This window comes from Arthrobacter mobilis, from assembly GCF_012395835.1.
In the GTDB taxonomy this organism is placed as follows: Bacteria; Actinomycetota; Actinomycetes; order Actinomycetales; family Micrococcaceae; genus Crystallibacter; species Crystallibacter mobilis.
Genome location: NZ_JAAZSQ010000002.1, coordinates 279,952 through 305,700 on the forward strand (window position 1 = coordinate 279,952; position 25,749 = coordinate 305,700).

Here is a 25,749-nt window from a genome sequence, read left to right on the forward strand (position 1 = left end):
GGAGGGAATCCCAGCCGCCGCGGGCCCGGCCTCAGGCGAAGTAGACGCCGATCCGGTTGCCGGCGATTTCCTCGATCCGGATGTCGATGTCGTAGACCTCCCGCAGTACCTCCGGCTGCATGATCTGCCCCGGCGTGCCCTGGTGCAGCAGCCGGCCGCCGCGCATGGCCAGGATGGTGTCCGAGTAGCAGGACGCGAAGTTGATGTCGTGGATGACCACCACCACCGTCTTGCCCAGCTCGTCAGCCAGCCGGCGCAGCAGGCGCATCATCTCCACCGAATGCTTCATGTCCAGGTTGTTCAGCGGCTCGTCCAGCAGCAGGTACTCGGTGTCCTGCGCCAGGACCATGGCGATGAAGGCCCGCTGGCGCTGGCCCCCGGAGAGTTCGTCGACGAACTTGTCCGCCAGCGGCAGCAGGTCCAGTTGTTCCAAGGCGCGCTCGATATGCCCGCGGTCCTCGACAGTGGGCCGGCCGCCCGAGTGGGGGAAACGGCCGAAGGCCACAAGGTCCCGGACCTTCAGGCGCATGGTCAGGTGGTTTTCCTGCCGCAGGATCGCCATGGTCCTGGCCAGCTGCCGGCTCGGGGTTGCGGCCACGTCCAGGCCGCCCACGGCCACGGTGCCGGCATCCATCGGCTGCAGCCGGGAGATCAGCGACAACAGCGTGGACTTGCCGGCGCCGTTGGGGCCGATGATGGAGGTGACGCCGCCGGAGGGGATGCCGGCGGTGACATCGTCCACCACCCGGGCGGTGCCGTAGGACTTGCAGACGCCGGAGAGCCGGATCACTTCAGGTAACCCTTCAGCAGCAGGAACAGGAACAGGATGCCGCCGGCGAATTCGATCAGGATGCTCAGCGCGGTATCGAAGCCGAACACCTTCTCCAGCACCAGCTGGCCGCCGATCAGCGCCACCGCGCCCAGCAGGGACACGGCCGGCAGCAGCCAGCGGTGGGAGTAGTCGCGGCAGAGCTGGTACCCGAGGGTCACCACCAGCAGGCCGAAGAACGTCACCGGACCTACCAGCGCGGTGGAGACGGCCACCAGGACCGAGCACATCACCAGCACCCAGGTGACGATGCGCCGGTGGTTCACACCCAGGTTCACGGCGGTTTCCCGGCCCAGCGCCAGCACGTCCAGGGTGTGGCGCAGCCGCCAGGCCGCCGCCGCGACCGTTCCGACCACGGCCGCCGAGACCCACAACAGGACCGGATCCACCTGGTTGAAGGAGGCAAAGAACAAATCCTGCAGGATGATGAATTCGCTGGGGTCCATCAGTCGCTGCAGCAGGGAGGATGCCCCGCGCAGGAGCGTGCCGAGCACGATCCCGACCAGCAGCATCAGGTGCAGCGACTGGGTGCCGCCGGTGAACAGCCAGCGGTAGAGCAGTCCGGAGCAGAGCACCATCAGCAGCACCTCGACGGCGAACTTGCCTGCCGCCGGTGCCGTGGCCAGCGCGCTGCCTCCCACGGCGAAGACAACGGCCGTCTGGATGAACAGGTACAGGGCGTCGAAGCCCATGATGGAGGGGGTGAGGATCCGGTTGGCCGTCACGGTCTGGAACATCAGGGTGGACAGGCCCACGGCCACCGCCACCAGCAGCATCGCCCCGACCTTCACTGCGCGCAGGGGCAGGATGTAGCCGAGGTTGCCGCGCAGGTCCACGGTCATGAAGAGCACGACGGCGGCGAGCGTTGCCGCGGCGAGTACGGCGAGCACGACGGCGGGGGAGGGGGTGCGCCGCAGCGGGCCCCGGCGGCGCAGCTCTGCCGGGGACGGCAGGCCGGTAGCGTCAGCCACGTCCGGCTCCCTTGCGTTTCGGGCGGCCGCGCAGCAGCAGGAGGAGGAAAACCGCCGCGCCGGCCACCGACATGACCATGCCGACCGGGACCTCATAGGGGTAGCGGATGGTGCGCCCGAGGATGTCGCAGACGAGCACGAAGCCGGCTCCGAAGACGGCCGTCCACGGTACGGCCCGGCGCAGGTTGTCCCCGAAGAGCAGCGAGACGAGGTTGGGCACCACCAGACCCAGGAACGGCACGGCGCCGACGGTGGTGACCACGATGGCGGAGATCAGCGCGACCAGCACCAGGCCCAGGCGCATGGTCGCCTTGTAGTTCATGCCCAGGTTGGTGGTGAAGTCTGCACCCATGCCCGCGACAGTGAAGCGGTCCGCGGCGATGTAGCCGGCGACGGTGAGCGCGGCGACGATCCAGAGCAGTTCGTAGCGCCCGCGCAGCACCCCCGAAAAGTCCCCGATCATCCAGTTGTTCAGCGTCTGCAGCAGGTCGAAGCGGTAGGCGAAGAAGGTGGTAACGGACCCGGTCACCCCGCCGAGCATGATGCCGGTCAGCGGCACCAGCAAGGTGCTGCGGGCCGGGAGCCGGCGCAGCACCGCCAGGAACAGCGCCGTCCCGGCCAGGGCGAAGCCGCCGGCGACGCCCATCTTGGCCATCAGCGGGGCGGCCGGGGCGAGCACGGTGACCACCAGGATGCCCAAGGTGGCGGACTCGACCGTGCCCACTGTCGAAGGTTCGACAAAGCGGTTGCGCGCCATCAGCTGCATGATCAGCCCGGCCACCGCGACGGCGGTACCGGCCAGGATCACGGCGAGGGTGCGCGGTACGCGGGAAATCCAGAAAATATCCCAGGTGTCCTGGTGCCCTGCCAGCATGGCAGGCAGGGAGACATCGGATACGCCGATGAACATGCTGGCTGCCGCGAGGACAACAATCCCCAGGCCGGCGGCCACCAGCAGGACGGCCTCGCGCCGCGGCCCGCTGCGCGCGGCTGCGCGGCCGGCCGCAGCGGACGCCGGTGCGTCCGCTGTGGCCGGCCGGTTGACGGCGGGGGCTGCCATGACGTGTTCCGGCAGCCGGGCTAGAGGGCGGCCTCGACGTCGCCGACCATCGCCGGGAGGTTGTTCAGGCCGTAGCCGACGTTGTACCAGGAGGTGGCGTCCAGGGGGACGATCCTGCCGTTCCTGACCGCATTGGTGGACTTGACCAGGTCATTGTCCAGGACGGCGGCGGCGGCCTCGCCCTCGGTGCCCATCGCGGCATCGCGGTCGACAACGAAGAGCAGGTCCGGGTTGGTCTCCTTCACGAACTCGAAGGAGACGGACTCGCCGTGCGCACCGTCGGCCTTGACCTCGGCAGCGGTCGGGACGCCGAGCACGTCATGGACCAGGCCGAAGCGGGAGCCGGCGCCGTAGGCGGTGACCTCGCCGCCGGAGGTCAGCAGGATCAGGCCCTTGCCGGCATCGGCGGCCTTGGCCCTGGTCTCTTCGATCTGCGCGTCGATGGCCGCCAGCTTTTCGCTGACGAGGTCCTCGGCCTCGAAGATCCTGCCCAGGTTTTCTGCCTGCCCGGTGAAGGACTCCAGCGCCCTGGCCTGGTCGATGGACAGGTCGATGGTGGGGGCGATCTTGCTCAGTTCCTCGTAGGCGCCGGCGGTGCGGCCGGAGATGATGATCAGGTCCGGGGCGCCGGCGGAGATGGCCTCGAAGTCAGGTTCCTTCATCGAGCCGATCTTGGTGTACTTCCCGTCCTCGTACTTGGACAGGGACTCGGGGAACACTGCTTCCGGCACCCCGTCGGCCTCCAGGCCCAGGGCGTCGAGGGAATCCAGCACGCCCAGATCGAAGGAGTAGACAGTCTCCGGGTTGACCGGAACGGCGGTGGAGCCTTGCGCATGCTCGATCGTCACGGTTTCGCCCGCGGCCGCGGCGGAGGCCCCTGCCTCCTGGCCGCAGGCGCTCAGGGCGAGCAGGGAGAAAGCAGCCGATGCGGCCAGCAGGCGGGACTTGACTGTCGTATTCACGGTGGACTCCGTAGCAGGTCGGGTCCGGAGGCCAACTGCCCACCCCCGGCATTAGATGACAAGAATGTGATTTATTTCCGCGCGCTCCTTGAAGCTATCCGTTAGGTAAGCCTTACCGCAAATCCTGCATTCGTGAGGTAAACCATGGCCCGGGCGGCTGTCGTACCGCGGCCGGACGGGCTCCGCTGGCACTCACCTTGACCGAGTGCTAATCCTTCTCATAGAGTCGCTGTTAGCACTCTCCCCGCGAGGGTGCTAACCCCCTTCAAGGAAGCCCGCCGGCACCGCGACGACGGCAGGACGTCCTTGGCAACTGAACCTATTCGTAGCTCATGCAAAGGAGAGAGCCGAGTGTCGGTCTCCATCAAGCCTCTTGAGGATCGTATTGTTGTCCAGCCGCTCGAAGCAGAGCAGACCACGGCCTCCGGCCTGGTCATCCCGGACACCGCCAAGGAGAAGCCGCAGGAAGGCAAGGTTGTCGCAGTAGGACCGGGCCGTGTCGATGACAACGGCAACCGCGTGCCGGTCGACGTGGCCGAAGGCGACGTCGTCATCTACTCCAAGTACGGTGGAACCGAGGTCAAGTTCGGCGGCGAGGAGTACCTCGTGCTGTCCGCCCGCGACGTGCTGGCCGTCGTCACCAAGTAGTTTTCCTCGTAACCCCGGCCGGACCATCCGGCCGGGGTTTTCGCCCATAAGGAGCAATACATGGCAAAGCAGTTGGAGTTCAGCGACTCTGCCCGCCAGGCCCTCGAGGCCGGCGTCGACAAGCTGGCCAACACCGTCAAGGTCACTCTCGGCCCGCGCGGCCGCAACGTGGTCCTGGACAAGAAGTGGGGCGCGCCCACCATCACCAACGACGGCGTGACCATCGCCCGCGAGGTGGAGCTGGACGATCCGTACGAGAACCTCGGCGCCCAGCTGGCCAAGGAAGTGGCCACCAAGACCAATGACGTCGCCGGCGACGGCACCACCACCGCCACCGTGCTGGCCCAGGCCCTGGTCAAGGAAGGCCTGCGCAACGTAGCCGCCGGCGCCGCACCGGGCGAGATCAAGCGCGGCATCGAGGTCGCGGTCGAGGCCGTGGCCGCCCGCCTGCTGGAGAACGCCCGCGAGGTTGAGGACAAGGTTGCCGAGGTGGCCACCATCTCCGCCCAGAGTGAGGAGATCGGCCGCCTGCTGGCCGAGGCCTTCGACAAGGTCGGCAAGGACGGCGTCATCACCATCGAGGAAGCCTCCGGCATCAGCACCGAACTGGTGCTGACCGAGGGCATGCAGTTCGACAAGGGCTACCTCTCCCCGTACTTCGTCACCGACCCCGAGCGCCAGGAAGCCGTCCTCGAGGACGCGCTCATCCTGATCAACCAGGGCAAGATCTCCTCCATCCAGGAGTTCCTGCCGCTGCTGGAGAAGGCGCTGCAGGCCGGCAAGCCGCTGTTCATCATCGCCGAGGACGTCGAGGGCGAGGCCCTCTCGACCCTGGTGGTCAACAAGATCCGCGGCACCCTGAACGCCGTGGCCGTCAAGGCACCGGGCTTCGGCGACCGCCGCAAGGCCATGCTGCAGGACATCGCGATCCTGACCGGCGCCGAGGTCGTTTCCCCGGACCTGGGCCTGAAGCTGGACCAGGTCGGCCTGGAGGTGCTGGGCTCCGCCCGCCGGATCACCGTCACCAAGGACAACACCACCATCGTCGACGGCGCCGGCTCCGAGTCCGACGTGGCCGACCGCGTGGCCCAGATCCGGGCCGAGATCGAGCGCACCGACTCCGACTGGGACCGCGAGAAGCTGCAGGAGCGCCTGGCCAAGCTGGCCGGCGGCATCGGCGTGATCAAGGTCGGCGCCGCCACCGAGGTGGAGCTGAAGGAGAAGAAGCACCGCATCGAGGACGCTGTCTCCGCCACCCGCGCCGCCCTGGAGGAGGGCATCGTGGCCGGCGGCGGTTCCGCCCTGGTCCACGCCGCCAAGGTTCTGGACACGGATCCGGAGGTCCTCAAGCTCGAGGGCGATGCCGCCACCGCGGTGAACCTGGTCCGCCGCGCGCTGGCCCAGCCGCTGCGCTGGATCGCCGAGAACGCCGGCTTCGAGGGCATGGTCGTTGTGTCCAAGGTGAACGAGCAGGAGAACAACTCCGGCTTCAATGCCCTGACCGGCGATTACGAGGACCTGATCGCCGCCGGCATCATCGACCCGGTCAAGGTCACCCGCTCGGCGCTGCGCAATGCCGCGTCGATCGCAGCCCTGGTGCTGACCACCGAGACCCTGGTCGCGGAGAAGCCGGCCGAGGACGAGGACGCCCACGCAGGCCACAAGCACTAGCAGGGCCGCCGACGGCGGGAACTGCGCCGCGTGCGCGACGGGAGGGGATCCGGCAGATGCCGGGTCCCCTCCCGGCATTAACCGTCTCCGCGGCGTGCCGGTTCAGTCGGTTTCCGGCTGGGCGTCCTGCAGCCACACATGCCCGGGACCGGCCCGCGGCGGACTCCACGGCGCGTCGTCGGGCCCTTCGGAGGCATCCTGCGAGTGTGCGCGGATGTCGATCCCCGGCCAGGGATCGTCGCCTTCGGCGGGATCTTCCGTGTGGAGGCGGATGTCGTTGCTGTAATTCTGGTCAGTGTCCATCACTGCTTCTTTCGCCGCACCTGAAAGGGTCCGTGCGTATCCAGCGTAGCGCCGCTTGCCTGCCGGAGGGGAGGCCCTGCCGGCCCGGCCGGAACACCGGCGGAACCAGGCCGTTATTTGTGCCACATCGGCTCCGGGCGGAAATAGTGGCTGGTGGCGAATGGTTCTACGATGTACTTATACCCCCACGCAGAACCGGCTTCGAAGCGACTTTCGCCGCCGCCCGGTGTTTCCCGAAAGGCATCCCCGTGACCGACGCTGAATTCAATCCGTTTGCCTTCGAGGGCCTGACGTACGACGACGTACTGCTGCTGCCCGGGCCCACCGACGTCATCCCGTCCGAGGCGGATACCAGTTCCCGGCTCTCCAAGCGCATCACGGTCCAGACGCCGTTGATCTCGGCAGCCATGGACACCGTGACCGAGTCCCGCATGGCGATCGCCATGGCGCGCGAAGGTGGCCTGGGCGTCATCCACCGCAACCTGTCCATCCAGGACCAGGCCGAGCACGTGGACCGGGTCAAGCGCAGCGAGTCCGGCATGATCACCAACCCGGTGACCATCGCCCCGGAGGCCACCCTGGCCGAACTGGATGACCTGTGCCGCAACTACCGGGTGTCCGGCCTGCCCGTGGTGGACCCGCGCGGCAAGCTGCTGGGCATCGTGACCAACCGCGACACCCGTTTTGTTCCGCGGGCGGCCTACCCCACCACCAAGGTGGACGAGGTCATGACCAGGATGCCGCTGATCACCGGCAAGGTGGGCATCAGCCGCGAGCAGACCATCGAACTGCTGGGCAGGAACCGCATCGAGAAGCTGCCGCTGGTCGATGACGAGGGCTACCTGCGCGGCCTGATCACGGTCAAGGACTTCGACAAGGCCGAGCAGTACCCGCTGGCCACCAAGGACGACGAGGGACGCCTGCGCGTGGGCGCGGCCATCGGCTTCTTCGGCGACGGCTACGAGCGCGGCATGACCATGATCGAGGCCGGCGTGGACGTGCTGGTGGTGGACACCGCCAACGGCCACAGCCGCGGCGTGCTGGACATGATCGCCCGGCTGAAGAAGGACCCGGCAGCGGCCCACGTGGACATCATTGGCGGCCAGGCGGCCACCCGCGAGGGTGCCCAGGCCCTGATCGACGCCGGCGCCGACGCCATCAAGGTCGGCGTCGGCCCCGGCTCCATCTGCACCACCCGCGTGGTCGCCGGCGTCGGCGTGCCGCAGGTCACCGCCATCTACGAAGCTGCCAAGGCAGCCATCCCGGCCGGCGTGCCGGTCATCGCCGACGGCGGCCTGCAGTATTCCGGCGACATCGGCAAGGCCCTGGTGGCCGGCGCGGACACGGTCATGCTCGGTTCGCTGCTGGCCGGTGCCGCCGAAAGCCCGGGGGACCTGGTCTTCGTCAACGGCAAGCAGTTCAAGACCTACCGCGGCATGGGCTCGCTCGGGGCCATGCAGACCCGCGGCAAGAACACCTCCTACTCCAAGGACCGCTACTTCCAGGCGGATGTCCCGGACGACGAGAAGCTGATCCCCGAGGGCATCGAGGGCCAGGTGCCCTACCGCGGCCCGGTCTCCGCCGTTGCGCACCAGCTGGCCGGCGGCCTGCGCCAGACCATGTTCTACACCGGCGCGCACTCCATCGCGGAACTGAAGGCCAAGGGCAAGTTCGTGCGGATCACCTCCGCAGGCCTGAAGGAGTCCCACCCGCACGACATCATGATTACCGCCGAGGCGCCGAACTACCGCCGGTAGGACCGAAGGCACGGCGCGGCGGGCGCGCACGGACAGCGGGCGGGTTCCCCGAAGGGGGACCCGCCCGCTGCGTGTTCCGGGGTCCGTCAGAGCTGCAGGTCAGCGTAGCTGCGCAGCTGCCGCCCGGGGATGCCGGTGCCCAGCGACTCCAGCGAACCGGGGGCTTCCTCGAAGCGGTCGTTGAGCGGATCGAGGGCGAACAGGCCGGCAAAGTCCAGCCCGGTCAGTTCGCTGACCTTGCGCACGGGCACCTGGAAGGTCTCCGGGACGAAGGCCTCGGTCAGGATTCCCTCCACCAGCTTCCGCTGGCTGATCAGGTAGGCCGTGGCCGACTGCCCGCCGTCCGGCCGGTCGAAGACGGCGATCTTCCAGAAGGCCAGCGGGATCGGCACGCCCCGGTACACCGGGTCCGCGGCAGCGAACACCGGTCCGGTGAAGACGCTGATCCGCTGCCTGGCCGCCCGGGCATTCTCCAGCAGGAAGTCCTCCAGGCCCGCCCACAGGGATTCGTCCTGGTTGAAGAACTTGTGCTGCGGGGAGCTGTTGGTGAAATGGAAGGTGTCGTCGTTGGCGACCTTCGCCGTCTGCTCGTCGGGGCCCCAGGCCGGGTCGAGGCGGCGCACCAGGTGCCCGCGGTCGAAGTCGTTGCGCGAGTACAGCTCGTTGCCGACCTGCTCGTCCCGGCCCAGCCGGGGATCGAAGAACCAGACGTCGCGGTCCCGGCGCAGGGTGCGGCTGAGGGCACCGTCGATATTGACGGCGGTGTACCAGGCCAGCCGGCGGCTCCGTTCCACCACCAGGCTGAAATGGTGGTAGGGCAGCACGGCCGGATCCTGCCCGGGCCCGGCCTGCCGGTTCTGCGCCGCATTGGCCCGTTGGGCGGCGCTGAGTACCGGAAGCGGGACCGGTGCGGCCAGGAACTGCTCGTCGTAGCCCTGCCGTTTGCTGTAGTCCGGGTCGATGCTGATGGCTTCCTCGGCGCTGACGCTGCCGGGTGCGGCGCCGCCGGCCGCGGCTGCTCCCGCAGCGGCGCCCAGCCGGATGCTGATCTCCAGTGGAACCGTAATCCGGACGACGCCGTCCGTGCCGTCGCCGCCAGTGCCGACGACGGCGGCCGCTGCCTGCTGCGGCGCGGGGTCGTGCCCGGAGACCGGAACTTGTTCCCCGGGCGGCAGCGGAGCCGGGTCCAGCACCTCGGCCAGCAGCTGCCGCTGCGCAGCCTCCAGCCCGCCCGACGCCCGGTCGAGCCAGTGCAGGATGCTGCTGATCCGCACGCCCTCGTTGGCCTTCCACCGGATCCGCATCTCGCCCTGCTCGGGTGTCCAGACCGTTCCGTCCACGGCCAGGATGTCCCCGTTGTCGTTGCGGTCCGGGACCCCCGAGTGGTGCAGCCCCACGATTTCCCACTGGTTGTTGTACAGCGGTGATCCGGACGAGCCCGGCGAGGTGTCCGTGTGATAGTGCAGGAAGTTCTCCAGCCGGTCGACCAGTTCGTTCTGCTGCAGCGCGAGTTGCTTGGGCCGGCCTTCGGGGTGCTGGATGATGTTGATGGATTCGCCCAGCAGGATCTTGCCCTGTTCCCCGGACGTCCGGTTGAAACCGAAATCGTCCAGCGCGGCCGGGCCGCCGTTGCCGCTCCGGCCGGCGGCGGCGACGGCAACCAGTGAAAAGTCCAGGCCGGCGTCGGTCAGGAACAGGACCTGGGGCTCCAGTCCGAACAGGTAGGCGGTGCGGGCCAGCCCATCCTCACCGATCTGGTAGTTGAATTCCAGCCTTGAGGAGGCGGCCGTGCCCGCATCCGGCAGCACGTGGTTGTTGGTGAGCAGCAGGCGCGGGGAGACCATGAAGCCGGTGCCAAAGCCGCGGCCGCCGAAGCTGTCGCGGACATGGATCCGGCCCACCGTCCGGGCGGCCCGGACCCCGGTCTCCAGGAAGGAAACCCCGAGGAAGTTATTGCCGCCGATCAGCCGCTCGAGCAGGCCGTCCTCCGCTCCGGCAGCGGCCTCCGGCGGCAGTCCGGGCAGCCGGCCCGCGGAGGCCGCCGCGATGGCCTCGCGGACGGCCGGATCGCGCATGATCCGGCGGCTGCGCAGGACCACGCGGGCCGGATCGTCCACGTCAAGGATGCTGCGGCGGTGTTCCCCGGCCTCCTTGATTTTCTCTTCCGTGGCCTGCCGCTCCCCGGCGTGCTGCCGGTACCGCGCCTCGGTGGCCTCGATGACGTCCTGCGGAACGATCATGGGAATTCCTTCTCTGCAAGTGCCGGAGTGCGATGTTAGGCGGGGGCCTGGACCAGTCCCGCTCCGATGTCCAGCGGATCCGTGCCCGCATCCAGGCCCTGGCGTGTGCCGGAGGCGACCAGCCTGGCCGTCAGGAGCACCGGGTTGAGTGAGCCGAGCTGGGCCAGCTGCTCCGCCCAGAGCGCGGCCACGCCGGCGACGTGCGGGGTGGCCATGCTGGTGCCGCTGATGGTCTTGAGCCCGCCGCCGCGCCAGGCACTGGTGACCTTGACGCCGGGAGCGGCCACAGTGGCCCGGGTGTTGGAGAACGGGGCGACGGCCAGCCCGTCGGGCCCCTGGCCGAGTGCGGCGACCGAGATGACGCCGTAGGAGGCAGCGGGCGGGGCCACATTGATCTTGAACGGCGGGTTTTCGTCCATGCCGCTCTCGTTCCCGGCGGCGGCTACCACCACCACCGTCTGGGCCACTGCCGCCTTGGCGTTGAGCAGGTTCACCAGTTGCTCGAAGAGCCTGATGTTCGCCCGGTAGCCTTCCAGGGCGATCGAGGTGGCCGCCGGGATGCGCAGCCCGTGGGTCTGCACCAGTTCCTCGACCCAGCCGGGAAAGTCGATGCCCAGGGACATGGAAATGACGTTGGCCCCGTTGTCCGCGGCCCAGATCATGGCCTCGCTCAGGGTGTCGCTGCCGCCGCCCTGCGGCCCGCCGAGCACCTTGCCGATCAAGGCCCCGGATACGCCGCGGGCGACACCGATCCGCTGGCCGTTGATGTCCTGGCCGAAGATGGTTCCCGCACAGTGCGTCCCGTGGCCGTTGTCGTCGCCGGCGCTGCCGGAGCCGGTGAAGTCCCGGGTGGTCAGCGTCACGCCCGCGAAGGCAGGATGGGCGGCGTCGATCCCGGTGTCCAGGACCGCGACCTTCACGCCCGCACCGGTGAAGGGTGACGTGTCCGCCCCGACCGCGTCCACGCCCCAGGTAGCCCCGGCAGCAGCCTCCTCCGCGGCCGGCTCGTCGAAGGGCTCCACCAGCTTCATCGGCATGACCGGCGCGTAGCCGAGCACCGTGGGATCGGCCTGGAGTGTTCGGACCGTGCCGCTGTCCGCCCGCGGCTCCACCTCCACCTGGACATTGGCGGCAATTTCCGCCATTGATTCCAGGGCCGCCGAGGCCCCCGGTCCCGCGAAGGGGTCCCGGGTGGCTCCCAGGCCCGGTGCCCGCAGGATGACGATTTTTCCGGTGATTGGATCGGTCATGGCCATGTTCCTTTTGCTCCGAGTGGCAAACCGGCTCAAGTGTCGAATACCGCCGTTACAGCTCCGTTACAGCTCCGTTACAGCCCGGGCCGGGGCGCGGCGCGCTAGCATGAACCGGTGAGCGCAGACCTTCCAGCCGGGATCCTGCCCGGTTATGCAGGGCAGGCCCCGGTGGAACAGGCTCCGCGGGACGTGGGCATCTGGCAGCGCGTGCTGGCCCAGTCCGGCACCCTTGCCCCCGCTGGCAGGGAGGACAGGCTGAACCCCGGGCACCCCCTGGACGCCGGCATGCTCTTCGGCCTGGCCGGCGGCATCGGCTTCATGGTCTTCACTTTCGAATACGCCGAGGTCACCACCGCCACCATCGTGCCGAGGTTCCACCCGGGTCCGTTCGTGGGCAACCTGCTGCGCCGCTGCGGCGCCGAGGTCCGCCAGGCGGAGACCACCAGCGCCAAGGTGGCGCAGCGGAACCTGGACGAGGCGCTCGACGCCGGCCGCGCCGTCGTCGTGCGCGTCACCCGCGGCGCCCTGCCCTGGTCAGGCGGCGGGCTGGCGGACCAGGACCCGGTGGACCTGGCGGTCGCCGGCCGCGGCAGTGGCGGATACATTGTCGACGACGCCAGCGGATTGCTGCGCACCTTGGCACCCGGGCAGCTGGCCCAGGCCAGGGCCCGGCGCAGGCAGGACCGGAACTGGCAGGCGCACGTGGCCGCGCCCGGCGCCCTGACCCGTGAGGAACTGGCCGGCCGGGTCCGCGAAGCCATCACCGAAACCTGTGCGGCGCTGCTGGCCGTGGAGGCGCCGGCCGGAATCCCCGCCCGCTTCGCGAAGAACTTCGGCCTTGCCGGCCTGCGGACCTGGATTGAGCGGCTGCGGGACACCCGGACGAAAAAGGGCTGGACCGCCATGTTCGCGGACCCGGCACGGCTGTTCTGCGGGCTGCGCCGGGTGCACGAGAGCCTGGAACAGGACTGGGGGCCGATGGGCGGGGCGCTGCGCACCGACTATGCCGCATTCCTGGCCGCAGCCCGGGACCTGCCGGGACTGCACCGGGTGGACCCCGGGGACTACTACCGGCTGGGGGAGCGCTGGTCGGCGTTCGCGGACCTGGTGCTCGGCAACGGGCAGGTGCCGCTGCTTGAGCAATACCGCAGCTCCCTCGGGCAGGCTGCCGGCAGGGGGTTCGATACGGCTGATCCGGACTTTCAGGAGTTCACCGGCTGGGCCGAAACGCACCGGGCCGGACACTTCGCCGCGCTCGCCGATGCGCTCGAGCCGATCCTTGAGGCCGAGCAGGCCGCCGCTCGCAGGCTCGCCGGTGCCGTTGGGATAACCTAGATCCGTGACTTACGAGATTGAGATTGGCCGTGGCAAACGTGGGCGCCGAGCCTACTCCCTGGACGATGTAGCCATCGTCCCGTCCCGCCGGACGCGGGACCCGAAGGACGTCTCCGTCTCCTGGCAGATCGATGCCTACAAGTTCGAGGCGCCGGTCATCGCCGCGCCGATGGACTCGGTCATGTCCCCGGCCACCGCCATCGCCATGGGCAAGCTCGGCGGGCTCGGCGTGCTCAACCTCGAGGGCCTGTGGACCCGCTACGAGGACCCCCAGCCGCTGCTGGACGAGATCGTGGGCCTGAGCGAGGAGAACTTCAGCCCTGCCGCCACGCGGCGCATGCAGGAAATCTACGAGGCCCCGGTCCAGGCCGGCCTGATCACCTCGCGCCTGGCCGAAATCCGCGAGGCCGGCGTCACGGTGGCCGGGTCGCTGACCCCGCAGCGCACGCAGGAGTTCTACAAAACGGTGCTGGCCGCCGGCGTCGACATCTTCGTCATCCGCGGCACCACCGTTTCGGCCGAACATGTCTCCAAGGAGCACGAACCGCTGAACCTCAAGCAGTTCATCTACGAGCTGGACGTTCCCGTCATTGTCGGCGGTGCCGCCGGCTACACCCCCGCCCTGCACCTGATGCGCACCGGCGCGGCCGGCGTGCTGGTCGGCTTCGGCGGCGGGGCGACGACGACGACCCGGCGCGCACTGGGCATCCACTCGCCGATGGCATCGGCCATTTCCGACATCGCTGCGGCCCGGCGCGACTACATGGACGAGTCCGGCGGCCGCTATGTGCACGTGATTGCCGACGGCGGCATGGGCTACAGCGGCGACATCGTCAAGGCGGTGGCCATGGGAGCGGACGCCGTCATGCTCGGCTCGGCGCTGGCCCGCGCCGAAGAGGCACCCGGCCGCGGCTGGCACTGGGGCATGGAGGCCCACCACAGCGAGCTGCCGCGCGGGGACCGCGTCCGCGTGGGCACCGTGGGTCCGCTCTCCGAAGTGCTGCACGGTCCGTCCCACCACACCGACGGCACCTCCAACCTGATCGGTGCCCTGCGCCGTTCCATGGCCACGACCGGCTATTCGGACCTGAAGGAGTTCCAACGCTGCGAAGTTGTGCTCTCCCCGCTGCAGGGCCTCGGCTGAGCCGGCCGGAGGCAGCTTCCGCATGGATACCGGTGCGCTGAGCCCGCAGGACCGCGAAGAGGCCCTGGCCGCCCTGCGGGCCACCGCCGGCCGCGGCCGGGAACTGGACGTGCTGATCGTCGGCGGCGGCGTGGTCGGTGCCGGGGCGGCCCTGGACGCGGCCACCCGCGGTCTGGACACCGGCATCGTGGAGGCCCGGGACTGGGCCTCCGGGACCTCCTCGCGTTCCTCCAAGCTCATCCACGGCGGCCTGCGCTACCTGGAGATGCTCGACTTCGCGCTCGTGCGCGAGGCCCTGCAGGAACGCGGCCTGCTGCTGGAACGGATCGCCCCGCACCTGGTCCGGCCCGTGCCGTTCATGTACCCGCTGACCAAGCGGTTCATCGAACGCCCCTATGTCGGCGCCGGCGTCGCGCTCTATGACGCCATGTCCGCGGCCCAGGACCACGGCAGGGGAGTGCCCTTCCACCGGCACCTGTCCCGGCGGGCCACCCTGCGCGCGGCCCCGAGCCTGAAGGACCATGCGTTCGTCGGTTCCATCCGCTACTACGACGCACAGGTGGACGACGCCCGGTTCGTCGTGAACCTGGTCCGCACCGCCGCAGCCTACGGGGCGCGGGCGGCGAACCGGCTGAAGGTGGTCAGTTTCCTGCGCGAGGGCGAACGCGTGGTCGGGGCCCGGGTGAGCAACCAGGAGGACGGCAGCGAATTCGACATCCGCGCCAAGCAGGTGGTCAATGCCACCGGCGTCTGGACGGACGAAACCCAGGCCATGGTCACCGACCGCGGCCAGCTGAAGGTGCGCGCTTCCAAGGGCATCCACCTGGTGGTGCCGCGGGACCGCTTCCAGTCCACGGTCGGCCTGATCCTGCGCACCGAGAAGTCGGTGCTCTTTGTGATCCCGTGGGGCCGGCACTGGATCATCGGCACCACCGACACCGACTGGAACCTGGACAAGGCCCATCCGGCGGCCTCCTCCAAGGACATCGACTACCTGCTGGAGCACGTCAACCAGGTGCTCAAGCGCCCCCTGACGCGGGAGGACGTCGAAGGCGTCTACGCGGGGCTGCGGCCGCTGCTGGCCGGCGAAAGCGACTCCACGGCCAAGCTCTCCCGCGAGCACGTGGTGGCGCACCCGGTGCCCGGGCTCGTCGTCGTCGCCGGCGGCAAGTACACCACCTACCGGCTCATGGCCAGGGACGCAGTCGACGAGGCGGTGCGCGCCCTGGACGAGCGGGTGGCCCCCAGCTGCACGGAGTCCATCCCGTTGCTGGGCGCGGAGGGATTCAAGGCCAAGTGGAACAAGCGCAGCCGCCTGGCCGAACGCGCCGGCGTGCACGTGGCCCGGGTGGAGCACCTGCTCAACCGCTACGGCTCGCTCGCCGACGAAGTGCTCGCCCTGATTTCCGCGGACCCGGCGCTGGCCGAACCGCTGCCCGGGGCAGACGACTACCTGCGCGCCGAGGTGGTCTATGCGGCCACGCACGAAGGGGCCCGGCACATCCACGACGTGCTCACCCGCCGCACCCGGATCTCGATCGAGGCCTGGGACCGCGGCGTCTCCGCGGCACCGGTGGTGGCCGAGCTGATGGCCCCCCTGCTGGGCTGGAGCGGCGCCCAGGTCGAGCGCGAGGTGCGGCACTACCTGGCCCGCGTGGACGCCGAGCGGCTGAGCCAGGAACAGCCCGACGACGTCTCCGCGGACAGTGCCCGGCTGGGCGTGGACGACATCGTCCCGCTGGCATGAGGCGCCCGTGAGCGGCGCCGGTGCCCCGGACCCGGCCGGCGGCAGCACCGCGCTGACCACGCCGGAACTGGTCATCCTGGAGCTGGAAGCGGCGGATAAGGCCGATGCCGCCGCCCGGCTGGCCGCGCGGCTGCACGAACAGGGCCGGGTCTCGGACCTGGCCGGTTTCCTCGAACAGGTGAATGCCCGCGAGAGCCAGCTGGCCACCGGGCTGCCCGGGGGAGTGGGGCTGCCGCACGCGCGCAGCACCTTCGTGGACCGGCCCTCGATCGCCGTCGGCATCACCCGCTTCGGCCATGCCGTGGACTTCGGCGCCGCCGACGGTCCGGCGGACCTGATCCTGCTGATGGCCACACCGGCGGTGTCCTATGCCGAGCACCTGCAGGTACTGGCCCGGCTGGCCAGGTCGCTGGCGAAGGACGCCTTCCGCGAGTCGCTGCGCCGGGCCCGGGACCCCGAAGTCATCGCCGGGCTGGTCGAGTCCACGGTTGATTTCTCCGACGTCTGAAACCCGCGCATCGGCCGTGCCCGGCCGGGCCCTGATTCGTTTTCTACCAACGCACGAAGTAGGGTTAATGGGTGCTCAAAACCGCCCTCAAGCCCCGGTGGATCGCGGCGCTGGTCTTTGCGCTTGCCGTTTCCTGGGTGTTTGTGCTGCTGAGCCAGTGGCAGTTTTCCGCCTCCCGGAGCGAGGGCCCGCCGCCGCCGGCGGCCACCGAAACCGTCCGGCCGCTCACCGAGGTCTTCACCCCCGCAGTGCCGATGAAGGCGTCGACGGCGGACCAAATGGTCTCCTTCCGCGGCAGCTTTGTCCCGGGCAAGCAGGTCCTGGTCGGCCACCGCCTGAACGAGGGCAGGGAAGGCTACTGGGTGGTGGCCGCCTTCGCCGTCGACGGCGTGAAGACCCAGGCCGGCGAGCAGGTGATGATCCCGGTGGTGCGCGGCTGGGTGGCTTCGCCCGGTGATGCCGCACCCGCCCCCGCAGGCCGGGCCGACGTCGTCGGACGCCTGCTGCCCACCGAGGCGCCCGAAGCCGGCCCCGCCGCGCCCGGCCAGGTGGCCACCCTCTCCGCGGCCCAGCTGATCAACCTCTGGGACATGCCCGGTTACTCCGGCTTCGTCGCCGGCATCCAGCTGGGCCTGGACGGCGCCGCCCCGGATGCCGGGACCGCCGGCACGAAGATGGTTCCGGTCACCGTCGGCCCGCAGCCGCAGGAAACCCCGGTGAACTGGCTGAACATCTTCTACGCCGTAGAGTGGATCGTCTTCGCCGGCTTTGCCGTCTTCCTCTGGTGGCGCCTGGTCGCGGACGACTACCGGCGCCAGCAGGAGGCACTCGAGGATGCGGCGCACGCCGCCGCGGGTGGTGTGCAGCCGGGCGCCGGAGCCGGTACCGACCAGAACCCGACCAATTCCTAAAGAACAGCAGAGGTAGTCACGTGAGCGAAACCGCCCCGAACCAGGCCCGCCCGGCCGGCAAACGGCGCTATGGCGGAACCCACGCCCAGATCCGGTCCGCCCTGACCTTCTACAAGGTCGCCTCCTACATCACGGGTGTGATGTTGCTCCTGTTGTGCGCGGAGATGGTGCTGCGCTACGGCTTCAATCTCTTCCTGTTCGCCGGCGGCACCAACACGGTCACCGGGCAGCCTTTCGGGTTCGGCCTGGCCCAGGCCGAGCCGGCCGCCGTGGCCGGCGGAGCGAACCTCTCCATCGCGGTGCTGATTGCCCATGGCTGGCTCTACGTGGTGTACCTGCTGGCCGATTTCCGCCTGTGGTCGCTGATGCGCTGGCCGTTCCCGCGCTTTGTCCTGATTGCACTGGGCGGCGTTATCCCGTTCCTGTCCTTCTTCCTGGAGCGGCGGGTGCACCGCCAGGTGGAGGAGGACCTGGCCAGCCACCCCGAGGCAGCCAAGCGGTACTGACCGGCCGCCGCCGGGCCGCAGTACTGCCGTTCTGCCGCAGCGCTGCCGTTTTGCCGCGGTGCTGCCCAAGGTGCGAGCACCTGCGCGCGCCGACTATTCTGTATGGGTGACTAATCCCCCCGCCATGGACCACAGGCCCGTTCTTGTTGTGGACTACGGGGCCCAGTACGCGCAGCTGATTGCCCGGCGCGTGCGCGAGGCCAACGTCTACTCCGAAATCGTTCCCCACACCTACACCACCGAGCAGCTGCTGGCCAAGAACCCCGCAGCCATCATCCTCTCCGGCGGCCCCTCCAGCGTGTACGCCGAGGGCGCCCCGGGCGTCGGAGCCGATCTGTTCGAGGCCCGCGTGCCGGTGCTGGGCATCTGCTACGGCTTCCAGGCCATGGCCGCGGCCCTGGGCGGCAAGGTGGCCCGGACGGGCCTGCGTGAATACGGCTCCACGGAGACGGCGACGGTCGGCGAGGCCCGTTCGATCCTCGCCGGCATGCCGGCCACCCAGACTACCTGGATGAGCCACGGGGACTCGGTGCACGAGGCTCCGGAGGGCTTCGACGTGCTGGCCAGCACCGCCGGCGCCCCGGTGGCAGCCTTCGCCAATGAGGACAAGGCGCTCTACGGCGTGCAGTGGCACCCGGAAGTCAAGCATTCGGTCTTCGGCCAGACGGTGCTGGAGAACTTCCTGTTCAAGGGCGCCAAGCTGGAGCCGAACTGGACCACCGGCAACATCGTGGAGGAGCAGGTCGAGCGCATCCGCGCCCAGATCGGCAGCTCCCGGGTCATCTGCGGGCTCTCCGGCGGCGTGGATTCCGCCGTCGCTGCGGCCCTGGTGCAGCGGGCCGTCGGTGACCAGCTCACCTGTGTCTTCGTGGACCACGGGCTGCTGCGCGAGGGCGAGGCCGAGCAGGTCGAGCGCGATTTCGTGGCGGCCACCGGCGTCAAGCTGCACGTGGCCAACGAGCAGGAGCGCTTCCTGAAGGCCCTGGCCGGGGTCACCGATCCGGAGATCAAGCGCAAGATCATCGGCCGCGAGTTTATCCGTGCCTTCGAGGCCGCGGAGAAGGCTGTCCTGGCCGAGGCCGCTGCCGAGGGCGGACAGGTGAAGTTCCTGGTCCAGGGCACCCTCTACCCGGATGTGGTCGAGTCCGGCGGCGGCGAGGGTGCGGCGAACATCAAGAGCCACCACAACGTGGGCGGCCTGCCCGAGGATCTGCAGTTCGAACTGGTGGAGCCGCTGCGCACGCTGTTCAAGGACGAGGTGCGCGCCGTGGGCGCGCAGCTGGGACTGCCGGCGGAAATTGTCGGCCGCCAGCCGTTCCCGGGGCCCGGGCTGGGCATCCGGATCATCGGTGAGGTGACCGAGGACCGCCTGGCGCTGCTGCGCAAGGCCGACGCGATCGCCCGCGCCGAGCTGACCGCTGCCGGGCTCGACAACGAGGTCTGGCAGATGCCGGTAGTGCTGCTGGCCGACGTGCGCAGCGTGGGCGTGCAGGGCGACGGGCGGACCTACGGCCACCCGATCGTGCTGCGCCCGGTTTCCTCCGAGGACGCCATGACCGCCGACTGGTCCCGGCTGCCGTACGAGCTGCTGGCCCGCATTTCCAACCGGATCACCAACGAGGTCGACGGCGTCAACCGCGTGGTGCTCGACGTGACGAGCAAGCCCCCGGGCACCATCGAGTGGGAGTAGCCGGTCGGGAGACCGCAGCTGTGCGGGGCCGGGCAATTTGGCCCCGCCAGTGTTGCGGTCTCCCGATTGGCATTTGCGATCGGCTAGTTTGAAAGACATGCCTATCTGGTCGAGGTTCTTATCCGCGAGTGACGAAAAGGGGGCTGCCGTGCCGGATCCACAGGGCGGGGTCGCCGAGGATGCCCTGACACCCTGGCTTAGGCAGCTCGGCCGCTATGCCGGCTCCGATACGCTCCTGCAGTTCGCCCCGACGCCGACCAACAGCATCGACCTTACGCACGCCCACCCGTCCGGGCTCACCCAGCTGCTGACCACCCGGCGCACCCGCCTGTCCACGCTGCTGCGCGAGCCTGGCCAGTATGCGGCGGCGATGAAGACCGCCCGCAGGCTCCGGGCCAAGATCCTTGAACTGGGCGCCGAACGCGGTATCGACGTCGGCTATCTGGCCGCCGGCACGGCCACCTGGCGGGTCGCCGGTGCCGGACGTTCCGAGGCGCTCACCGCGCCGGTCATGCTGGCGCCCGTGGCGCTGACCGTGCGCCCGAGCCAGGATGACTACGAACTGCAGCTGACCGAACGGGCCAGGCTCAACCCCGCCCTGGTCCGGCATTTGAAGACCGAGCAGGGCCTGGTCTTCGACGCCGGCGCGGTGGCGCGGCTGGCCTACAGTACCGCGCGCTTCGACCCGCATCCGGTGCTCGAGCGCCTGCGCCAGCTCACCGCCGGCGTGCGCGGGATGAACATCGAGCACCACCTGCTGGTGTCCACCTTCGCCGACCTGGCCGATGTTTCCGAGGCAGTGGGCCGGCGGTCGGACCATCCCGTGCTCAACGCCCTGATCGCCGCCGACCTTGACCCCGAAGGCCCCGGCCAGGTTCCGGCACCGGAAGTGAAGCTCCCGCCGCTCGACGAGCGCGCCCCGGAGGATGAGTTCCTGGTCCTGGACGCCGATGCCGCCCAGCAGGACGTGCTGGATCTGGTCCAGGCCGGCCATTCCCTGGTGGTTTCCGCGCCGCCGGGTACCGGCCAGACCCAGACGGCCATCAACGCCGCGGCAGCGCTGGCCCGCGAAGGCAGGAATGTCCTGGTGGTCGCCGAGCGGCGGGCGACCCTGAACCAGTTCGTCCAGCAGCTGGATGCGCTCAAGCTCGGTTCCCTCGTGCTGCAGCTGAATGCGAACATCACCAGCACGCAGCTGCGGGACCAGCTGATCCGGGCCATCTCGCGCAACGAGAAGGCAACCAAGCCGGAGCTGCAGAAGCTGCACGACACCCTGTCCGAGCACCGCCACAAGCTGCTGGACCATGTGAAGTCCCTGCACAACGTCCGCCGGCGCTGGAACTGCTCCCCGTACCAGGCCATGCAGTCCCTGGCCGGGCTCACCGCCCTGGACCCGGCCCCGGCGACGACCGTGCGGCTGAAGCGCTCGGTCCTGGACAGCATCCGGGACCGCGCCGAACTCGCCGGGCGGCTGCAGCGCGCCGCCGAGCTCGGCAGCTTCAGCAAGGCCTCCACGACCAGCCCCTGGTACGGTTCCAAGCTGCTCAACCGCAAGGAAACCGAGGACGCGCACCAGCTGGCCGTGGACCTGGAGCGGGATCTTCCGAAGCTGCGCGAGCGGATGGCCACCGTGGCCGAGCACTCCCAGATTGCCCTGGGTTCCACCTTCGCGCAGTGGGGTGAACAGCTTGAGCTGCTGGTGGCCGTGCGCGAAAGCCTGGACAAGTTCACCCCGGATATCTTCGACCGTCCGGTCACGGACCTGATTTCGGCCACCGCCCCGTCCATCTGGCGCCGCGAGCGGGGGATCGAGATGAGCTCTATCACCCGGTCGCGCCTGCGCCGGGTAGCCAAGGAGTACGTCCGCCCCGGGGTGCATATTGCCGACCTGCACGAGTCCCTGGCCCAGGTGCAGGTGCAGCGCGCCAAGTGGAGCGACTACGCGACGACGCAGCGCCATCCGTCGGTCCCGACAGGCCTCGCCGACCTGAACAGCTTCTACCGGAACGTGCACCGGAAGCTGCGCAAGCTCTCCGGGGTACTGGCGGCGCAGCCTCCCGGGCAGTCGCTGGCGGAACTGGAGTACGAAGTCCTGCTCGAGCGCCTGAAGACGCTGGTCAAGGACAAGCAGACTTTGGTGACCCTGCCCGAACGCACGCTGCTGCTGGAGCAAATGCGCGGGCACGGCCTGGGCGAACTGCTTGATGACCTGGCGGCCCGGGAAGTCGGCGCCGACCGCGTGGGCCCGGAACTGGAACTGGCCTGGTGGCAGTCGACCCTCGAAGCCATGATCAGCGGCGACGACTACCTGGCGATGACCGACGGCACCAACCTGCGCAAGATCGAGGCCGTGTACCGGCTGGCCGACAATGCGCACGTCGCCTCCGGCGCGGCCCGGCTGCGGTGGGAACTGGCCGAGAACTGGCGGCGCTCGATCCGGAAGCATGCGGCGGCCGCAGAAGGCCTGAAGGCCCTGCTGAAGACCGGCGAGCCGACCCTGAAGACCCTGTCCGAACAGTCCGGGGCACTGGTCCCGGCGGTGATGCCGGTGTGGGCCGCCTCGCCGCTGGTGCTGTCCTCGGTGCTGCCCGACGACAGGACCTTCGATACCGTCATCATCCTGGACGCCGAGTCCATGAGCCTGCAGTCCGCCATCGGTGCGATCATCCGCGGGCAGCAGGTCGTTGCCTTTGGCGACGGCCGCCTGGCCGGGCCCCGGCCCTTCGAAGTCAACGTGGACCTGCCCCGCGCCCAGCAGGCCGGACCGGACGAGCCCGGGGAAGCGCTGACCAGTGCCTTCGACGCACTGGCCAGGGTCCTGCCGGTGAAGGCCCTGACCACCGCCTACCGGGCAGTGGACCTGGAGCTGACCAAGTACCTCAGTGCGGAATTCTACGACGGCGCCCTGACCCGCCTGCCGTCCGCGGCCGCGATCACCGGGACCAAAGCACTGACCGTGGAATACATCGAGGACGGAACCGGGCTTCCCGGTGCCGGCCACGAGGCGGTGGAGAGCGTTCCGGCGGAAATCGGCAGGGTGGTGGAGCTGGTCTTCGAGCACGCCCGCCTGCGGCCGGGCCGCTCGCTGGCCGTCATCACCGCGAACGCCCGGCATGCGGCCAAGGTAGCTGACGCCGTCCGGCAGCAGCTGGCCGCAGCCCCGGACGCCGCGGCGTTCTTTAGTCCCGGCCCGGAGTCCTTCCAGGTGGTTCCGGTGGAGCGGGCCGCCGGCCTGGTCCGCGACGACGTTGTGTTTTCCCTCGGTTACGGACGCACCCCGCACGGCCGGGCCGTCCACGATTTTGGTCCCATCTCCGGGCCCCAGGGCCGCAGTTACTTCCTGGCAGCCATGACCCGTGCCCGCCGGACCCTGCATGTGCTCACCTGTTTCCAGCCCGGCGACCTTGATCCCACCCGCCTGGGTAACGGTGCGGTGGATTTCTACCGTCTGATCAAGCAGGGACTGGGCAGTTCCTCCGGCTTCGCAAGCCTGCCGTCCCCGGGGTTCGACGACGCTCTCGTGTCCGATCTGGTGGAACGGGTGCGTGTCCGCGGGGCGCGGGTGCGCGACCGCTACGAAGGCGCCATCGACATCGTCGCCGCGCCGCTGCTGCCGGAGGAGGACCCGGCCCTGCCCGTGGCCCTGAATTCCGACGGCACCCGGCAGTACCTGCAGATGTCGGTCCGGGACCGCAGCCGCCTCAGGCCGCAGTTCCTTGAGCGGCTTGGCTGGCGGCCGCTGACGCTGTGGACCATCGAAGTGTTCACTGACCCCGATAAGTGCGCCGATCTGATTGGAGGCTACTTGGGACTGAACGAACCCGGCAGGACGGGCGAAGCCGCCCCGGCGCGGCCGGAAGCACGCGGACCGGCAGCCGGCGCGGTGTCCGGCCGGGTGTCCGCGGAGCGTCCGCCCGAGGCACCGGCAGCGGCCTCCGTCCGGGACGCCGGTGCAGCGGCCGGGCGGCCGGCAGAAGCCGGGACCGGGGAAGCTGCCGGGACGGGTGCCGCCGAAGCCGCGGCACAGGACGAAGCCGCGGCACAGGACGAAGCTGAGGCACCGGAGCAGCCCGGCGCCCCGGCAGAGTCTCCGGACGCGGTTCCTGCCGGACAGGAAACCGGGCGGCGGGCCAAGTATTCGCTGCAGGCCGGGAGCGTGATTCCGTCCCGGGCTGCCGAGGATGACCCGCGCTCCTGGGGCGACGCGGGCGATGACCGCGATGCGTGGCTGAAGGAGCAGCGGCCGCCGCACTGGGGCTGAGCAGCGGCTCACCCGACCAGTACCAGGAACACTTGGCCCCTGCTGGAGGATCCGGCCAGGGCGGTGGCTTCGGCCGGAGATGCCGCGACGACCACCAGTCCTTCCGGCGACGTGCCGCCGAGCAGATCCCCGGCGCCGGCGCCGCCGTCGGCCTTCCAGAGCACCGCAACACTGCGGGCCAGCACCGTCGAGGCGGCAGGTTGCTCAAGGCCGTTGCCGCTGCTGAGCACGATATCCACGAGCTGGCCGGGGGCCACCAGCTGGACCGTGGAGGGGTCGGCCGGACGGACCGGCACGGCGACGGTGCCGGGCGGGCTGCCGGCGAGCAGGCCCGGGCCTACCAGGGATGTATCCAGCACCGGGGAGCCTGCCCGCAGGGCCGATGCCAGCCGCTGGCCGACCAGCCCGTCACGCACGGCAGAGGAGCCGGGAGGACCGGCGGAACCAGGGTACGGCTGCACGTCCAAATGGCCGGGGGCCAGAACCGTCCCGGCCGGCAGGTCGCCGCTGGCGACCACAACGGGGACTGTGGACAGCGGCGCAGGGGTCAGGGCCTGGACGGTCAAGCCGGCCGCGGCGCACAGCAGCAGCGCCGCCAGCAGCCGGTAATGCCGGCGCACCAGTCGCCTGAGGAGTGGGAGCGGGCCTGCCCGGCCCGCGGTCTGTACCTGCATGCAGCCACCCTAGGTGCCGCCACTGGCCGGCATGAAGCGGAGGCGGTCCGCCTGTGGACAGACCCGGGCCCGGACCCCCGGTGGAGGAAGGGAAGTAAGGTACCGGAGCCGCCAAGAGTCCCCGCGTTAAGCGGGCACAGCAGGCCTCCCCGCCTGCGGAGCGTGCGGGGAGGCCTGCTGCAATGGCGGTGCTAGCTGGCCGCGGCTGTGGGGGCAGGAGCCGCAGCCGCCGGGGCGGCAGCAGGTGCGGCGGGCGCCTCGGGCTTGGCAGCCGGAACCGTGCTGGTGCTCTTGGAATCGCGCGAATCGGTCCGGTAGAAACCGGAGCCCTTGAACACTACGCCGACGCTGTTGAACTTCTTGCGCAGGGCGCCGCTGCACTGCGGGCAGACGGTCAGCGAGTCATCGCTGAAGGACTGCTGGATATCGAAAGCATGGCCGCAGTCTTTGCAGGCGTAGGCATAGGTTGGCACTGTGGATCCTCCTCGACACTGATCCTCAAAACGATCACCGGGGGCCGCCCGGACCAGCCGCATGGCTGGCACTCTGCGACCCCGAGTGCTAATTCTACACTGTTTCTACTCGGCCCTGCCGGAATTTCTGCTGCCGAACCATGTCCAGCCCTCATCGGTGACCGCGCCGTCCAGCGGAACATCCAGCGGTGTGGATTCGAAACTGCCGGCGGGGACAAGCTCGTGCCGGTAAACCACGGCCACTGTCCGCGGCCGCGTTTCCGCGGCGGCGAGGGCCCCGAGGAAGCGGTCGTAGTACCCGCCGCCCTGGCCGAGCCGGTTGCCGGCGCCGTCGATGGCCAGCCCGGGGGCGAGGATCAGCGGCACGCGCGCCATGACCGACGCATCGAAACGTTCGCCGACGGGCTCATCCACCCACGCCCGGGGGCTGCGCACCAGTGGTACCCCCTCGTACCACCGGGTCCAGCTCAGCTGGTAGTCCGGTTCGCAGACCGGGACGACCACCTCATAGCCGGCCTCGGCCAGCCTGGGCAGCAGGACCGCCGTCGACGGCTCGGACCCCACGGAAAGATAGGCGGCCACCGTGGCACCAGGCTCGATCCCCAGGCCCGGCAGGGCCGGAACGACGACGTCGGCCAGGGCCGCGGCGGCGGCATGCCGTGCCGGCGCGTCCAGTGCAGCCCGCTGCTGCCGGAAGCGGGTGCGCGCCGTTTCCTTGTCCATTTGTGCTGTCATGCCATGTCCTCCCCGTCGCGGATCCGTCTCCGGAACACCTTCGAACCCATTCGACCACGGGGGTCCGGGCT

At 69.6% G+C, this 25,749-nt stretch carries 21 protein-coding genes; 11 read left to right on the forward strand and 10 right to left on the reverse strand.

The window, feature by feature from the left end; genetic code table 11:
• Nucleotides 1-31 precede the first annotated feature (31 nt).
• The 4 genes from HGG74_RS03825 to HGG74_RS03840 are packed head-to-tail and all read right to left on the reverse strand — an operon-like array spanning nucleotide 32 to nucleotide 3,822.
• Nucleotides 32-790 (reverse strand): iron ABC transporter ATP-binding protein, encoded by a 759-nt coding sequence (locus HGG74_RS03825; RefSeq protein WP_168485009.1) that lies wholly within the window; start codon nucleotides 788-790, stop codon nucleotides 32-34.
• Nucleotides 787-1,800: an iron chelate uptake ABC transporter family permease subunit gene (locus tag HGG74_RS03830; protein WP_312856725.1), complete on the reverse strand. Its 1,014-nt coding sequence runs from the start codon at nucleotides 1,798-1,800 to the stop codon at nucleotides 787-789. The genes HGG74_RS03825 and HGG74_RS03830 overlap by 4 nt, the downstream gene beginning before the upstream one ends.
• Nucleotides 1,793-2,860: an ABC transporter permease gene (locus tag HGG74_RS03835; protein ID WP_168485011.1), complete on the reverse strand. Its 1,068-nt coding sequence runs from the start codon at nucleotides 2,858-2,860 to the stop codon at nucleotides 1,793-1,795. Before HGG74_RS03835 ends, HGG74_RS03830 begins: the two co-directional genes overlap by 8 nt.
• Before the next feature lie 20 nt (nucleotides 2,861-2,880).
• A complete protein-coding gene (locus tag HGG74_RS03840; protein WP_168485012.1) occupies nucleotides 2,881-3,822 on the reverse strand; it encodes a siderophore ABC transporter substrate-binding protein in 942 nt (313 codons plus the stop codon).
• Nucleotides 3,823-4,173: 351 nt separating this feature from the next.
• Between HGG74_RS03840 and groES the strand changes: the two genes are divergently transcribed.
• Together groES and groL are read left to right on the forward strand one after the other, a co-directional pair.
• Complete coding sequence (groES, locus tag HGG74_RS03845) at nucleotides 4,174-4,470, forward strand: co-chaperone GroES (protein WP_168485013.1); 297 nt, start codon at nucleotides 4,174-4,176, stop codon at nucleotides 4,468-4,470.
• Nucleotides 4,471-4,530: 60 nt separating this feature from the next.
• Nucleotides 4,531-6,141, forward strand: coding sequence for a chaperonin GroEL (groL, locus tag HGG74_RS03850; RefSeq protein ID WP_168485014.1), 1,611 nt, complete (start codon nucleotides 4,531-4,533; stop codon nucleotides 6,139-6,141).
• A gap of 102 nt (nucleotides 6,142-6,243) precedes the next feature.
• Here the strand turns inward: groL and HGG74_RS03855 are convergent, their stop codons facing one another.
• Entirely contained in the window at nucleotides 6,244-6,444 is a 201-nt protein-coding gene (locus HGG74_RS03855) for a hypothetical protein (protein WP_168485015.1), read from the reverse strand.
• Between the two features lie 248 nt (nucleotides 6,445-6,692).
• On the opposite strand from HGG74_RS03855, the gene guaB reads away from it, so the two are divergent.
• Nucleotides 6,693-8,201: an IMP dehydrogenase gene (gene guaB, locus HGG74_RS03860; protein WP_168485016.1), complete on the forward strand. Its 1,509-nt coding sequence runs from the start codon at nucleotides 6,693-6,695 to the stop codon at nucleotides 8,199-8,201.
• A gap of 86 nt (nucleotides 8,202-8,287) precedes the next feature.
• Here guaB and HGG74_RS03865 read toward each other — a convergent pair whose 3' ends face one another.
• Together HGG74_RS03865 and HGG74_RS03870 are read right to left on the reverse strand one after the other, a co-directional pair.
• Entirely contained in the window at nucleotides 8,288-10,441 is a 2,154-nt protein-coding gene (locus tag HGG74_RS03865; RefSeq protein ID WP_168485017.1) for a DNA/RNA non-specific endonuclease, read from the reverse strand.
• 35 nt (nucleotides 10,442-10,476) lie between these two features.
• Nucleotides 10,477-11,691 carry a S8 family peptidase gene (locus tag HGG74_RS03870; RefSeq protein WP_168485018.1) on the reverse strand — a complete coding sequence of 405 codons (1,215 nt, stop codon included), beginning with the start codon at nucleotides 11,689-11,691 and terminating at the stop codon, nucleotides 10,477-10,479.
• Nucleotides 11,692-11,808: 117 nt separating this feature from the next.
• Between HGG74_RS03870 and HGG74_RS03875 the strand changes: the two genes are divergently transcribed.
• From HGG74_RS03875 to HGG74_RS03910, 8 genes are all read left to right on the forward strand, one after another.
• A complete protein-coding gene (locus HGG74_RS03875) occupies nucleotides 11,809-13,029 on the forward strand; it encodes a BtrH N-terminal domain-containing protein (protein ID WP_168485019.1) in 1,221 nt (406 codons plus the stop codon).
• A gap of 4 nt (nucleotides 13,030-13,033) precedes the next feature.
• Nucleotides 13,034-14,173, forward strand: a complete 1,140-nt coding sequence (locus HGG74_RS03880) for a GuaB3 family IMP dehydrogenase-related protein (RefSeq protein WP_168485020.1) — start codon at nucleotides 13,034-13,036, stop codon at nucleotides 14,171-14,173.
• A gap of 22 nt (nucleotides 14,174-14,195) precedes the next feature.
• Complete coding sequence (locus HGG74_RS03885) at nucleotides 14,196-15,920, forward strand: glycerol-3-phosphate dehydrogenase/oxidase (RefSeq protein ID WP_168485021.1); 1,725 nt, start codon at nucleotides 14,196-14,198, stop codon at nucleotides 15,918-15,920.
• A 7-nt stretch (nucleotides 15,921-15,927) separates the two neighbouring features.
• On the forward strand, nucleotides 15,928-16,428 hold the full coding sequence (locus HGG74_RS03890) for a PTS sugar transporter subunit IIA (protein ID WP_168485022.1): 501 nt from the start codon (nucleotides 15,928-15,930) through the stop codon (nucleotides 16,426-16,428).
• A 71-nt stretch (nucleotides 16,429-16,499) separates the two neighbouring features.
• Nucleotides 16,500-17,339 (forward strand): SURF1 family protein, encoded by an 840-nt coding sequence (locus HGG74_RS03895; protein WP_168485023.1) that lies wholly within the window; start codon nucleotides 16,500-16,502, stop codon nucleotides 17,337-17,339.
• A 20-nt stretch (nucleotides 17,340-17,359) separates the two neighbouring features.
• Entirely contained in the window at nucleotides 17,360-17,845 is a 486-nt protein-coding gene (locus tag HGG74_RS03900; RefSeq protein ID WP_168485024.1) for a DUF3817 domain-containing protein, read from the forward strand.
• A 124-nt stretch (nucleotides 17,846-17,969) separates the two neighbouring features.
• The gene (guaA, locus tag HGG74_RS03905) at nucleotides 17,970-19,535 is read left to right on the forward strand and encodes a glutamine-hydrolyzing GMP synthase (protein ID WP_168485192.1); all 1,566 of its coding nucleotides are present in this window, start codon (nucleotides 17,970-17,972) and stop codon (nucleotides 19,533-19,535) included.
• A gap of 97 nt (nucleotides 19,536-19,632) precedes the next feature.
• Nucleotides 19,633-23,796, forward strand: coding sequence for a DUF4011 domain-containing protein (locus HGG74_RS03910; protein ID WP_168485025.1), 4,164 nt, complete (start codon nucleotides 19,633-19,635; stop codon nucleotides 23,794-23,796).
• Nucleotides 23,797-23,804: 8 nt separating this feature from the next.
• On the opposite strand, the gene cpaB is transcribed toward HGG74_RS03910, so the two are convergent.
• From cpaB to HGG74_RS03925, 3 genes are all read right to left on the reverse strand, one after another.
• Nucleotides 23,805-24,470, reverse strand: coding sequence for a Flp pilus assembly protein CpaB (gene cpaB, locus HGG74_RS03915; RefSeq protein ID WP_168485026.1), 666 nt, complete (start codon nucleotides 24,468-24,470; stop codon nucleotides 23,805-23,807).
• Between the two features lie 191 nt (nucleotides 24,471-24,661).
• Nucleotides 24,662-24,943: an FmdB family zinc ribbon protein gene (locus HGG74_RS03920; protein ID WP_168485027.1), complete on the reverse strand. Its 282-nt coding sequence runs from the start codon at nucleotides 24,941-24,943 to the stop codon at nucleotides 24,662-24,664.
• Between the two features lie 105 nt (nucleotides 24,944-25,048).
• Nucleotides 25,049-25,678 (reverse strand): 5-formyltetrahydrofolate cyclo-ligase, encoded by a 630-nt coding sequence (locus HGG74_RS03925; protein WP_168485028.1) that lies wholly within the window; start codon nucleotides 25,676-25,678, stop codon nucleotides 25,049-25,051.
• Nucleotides 25,679-25,749: the final 71 nt, after the last annotated feature.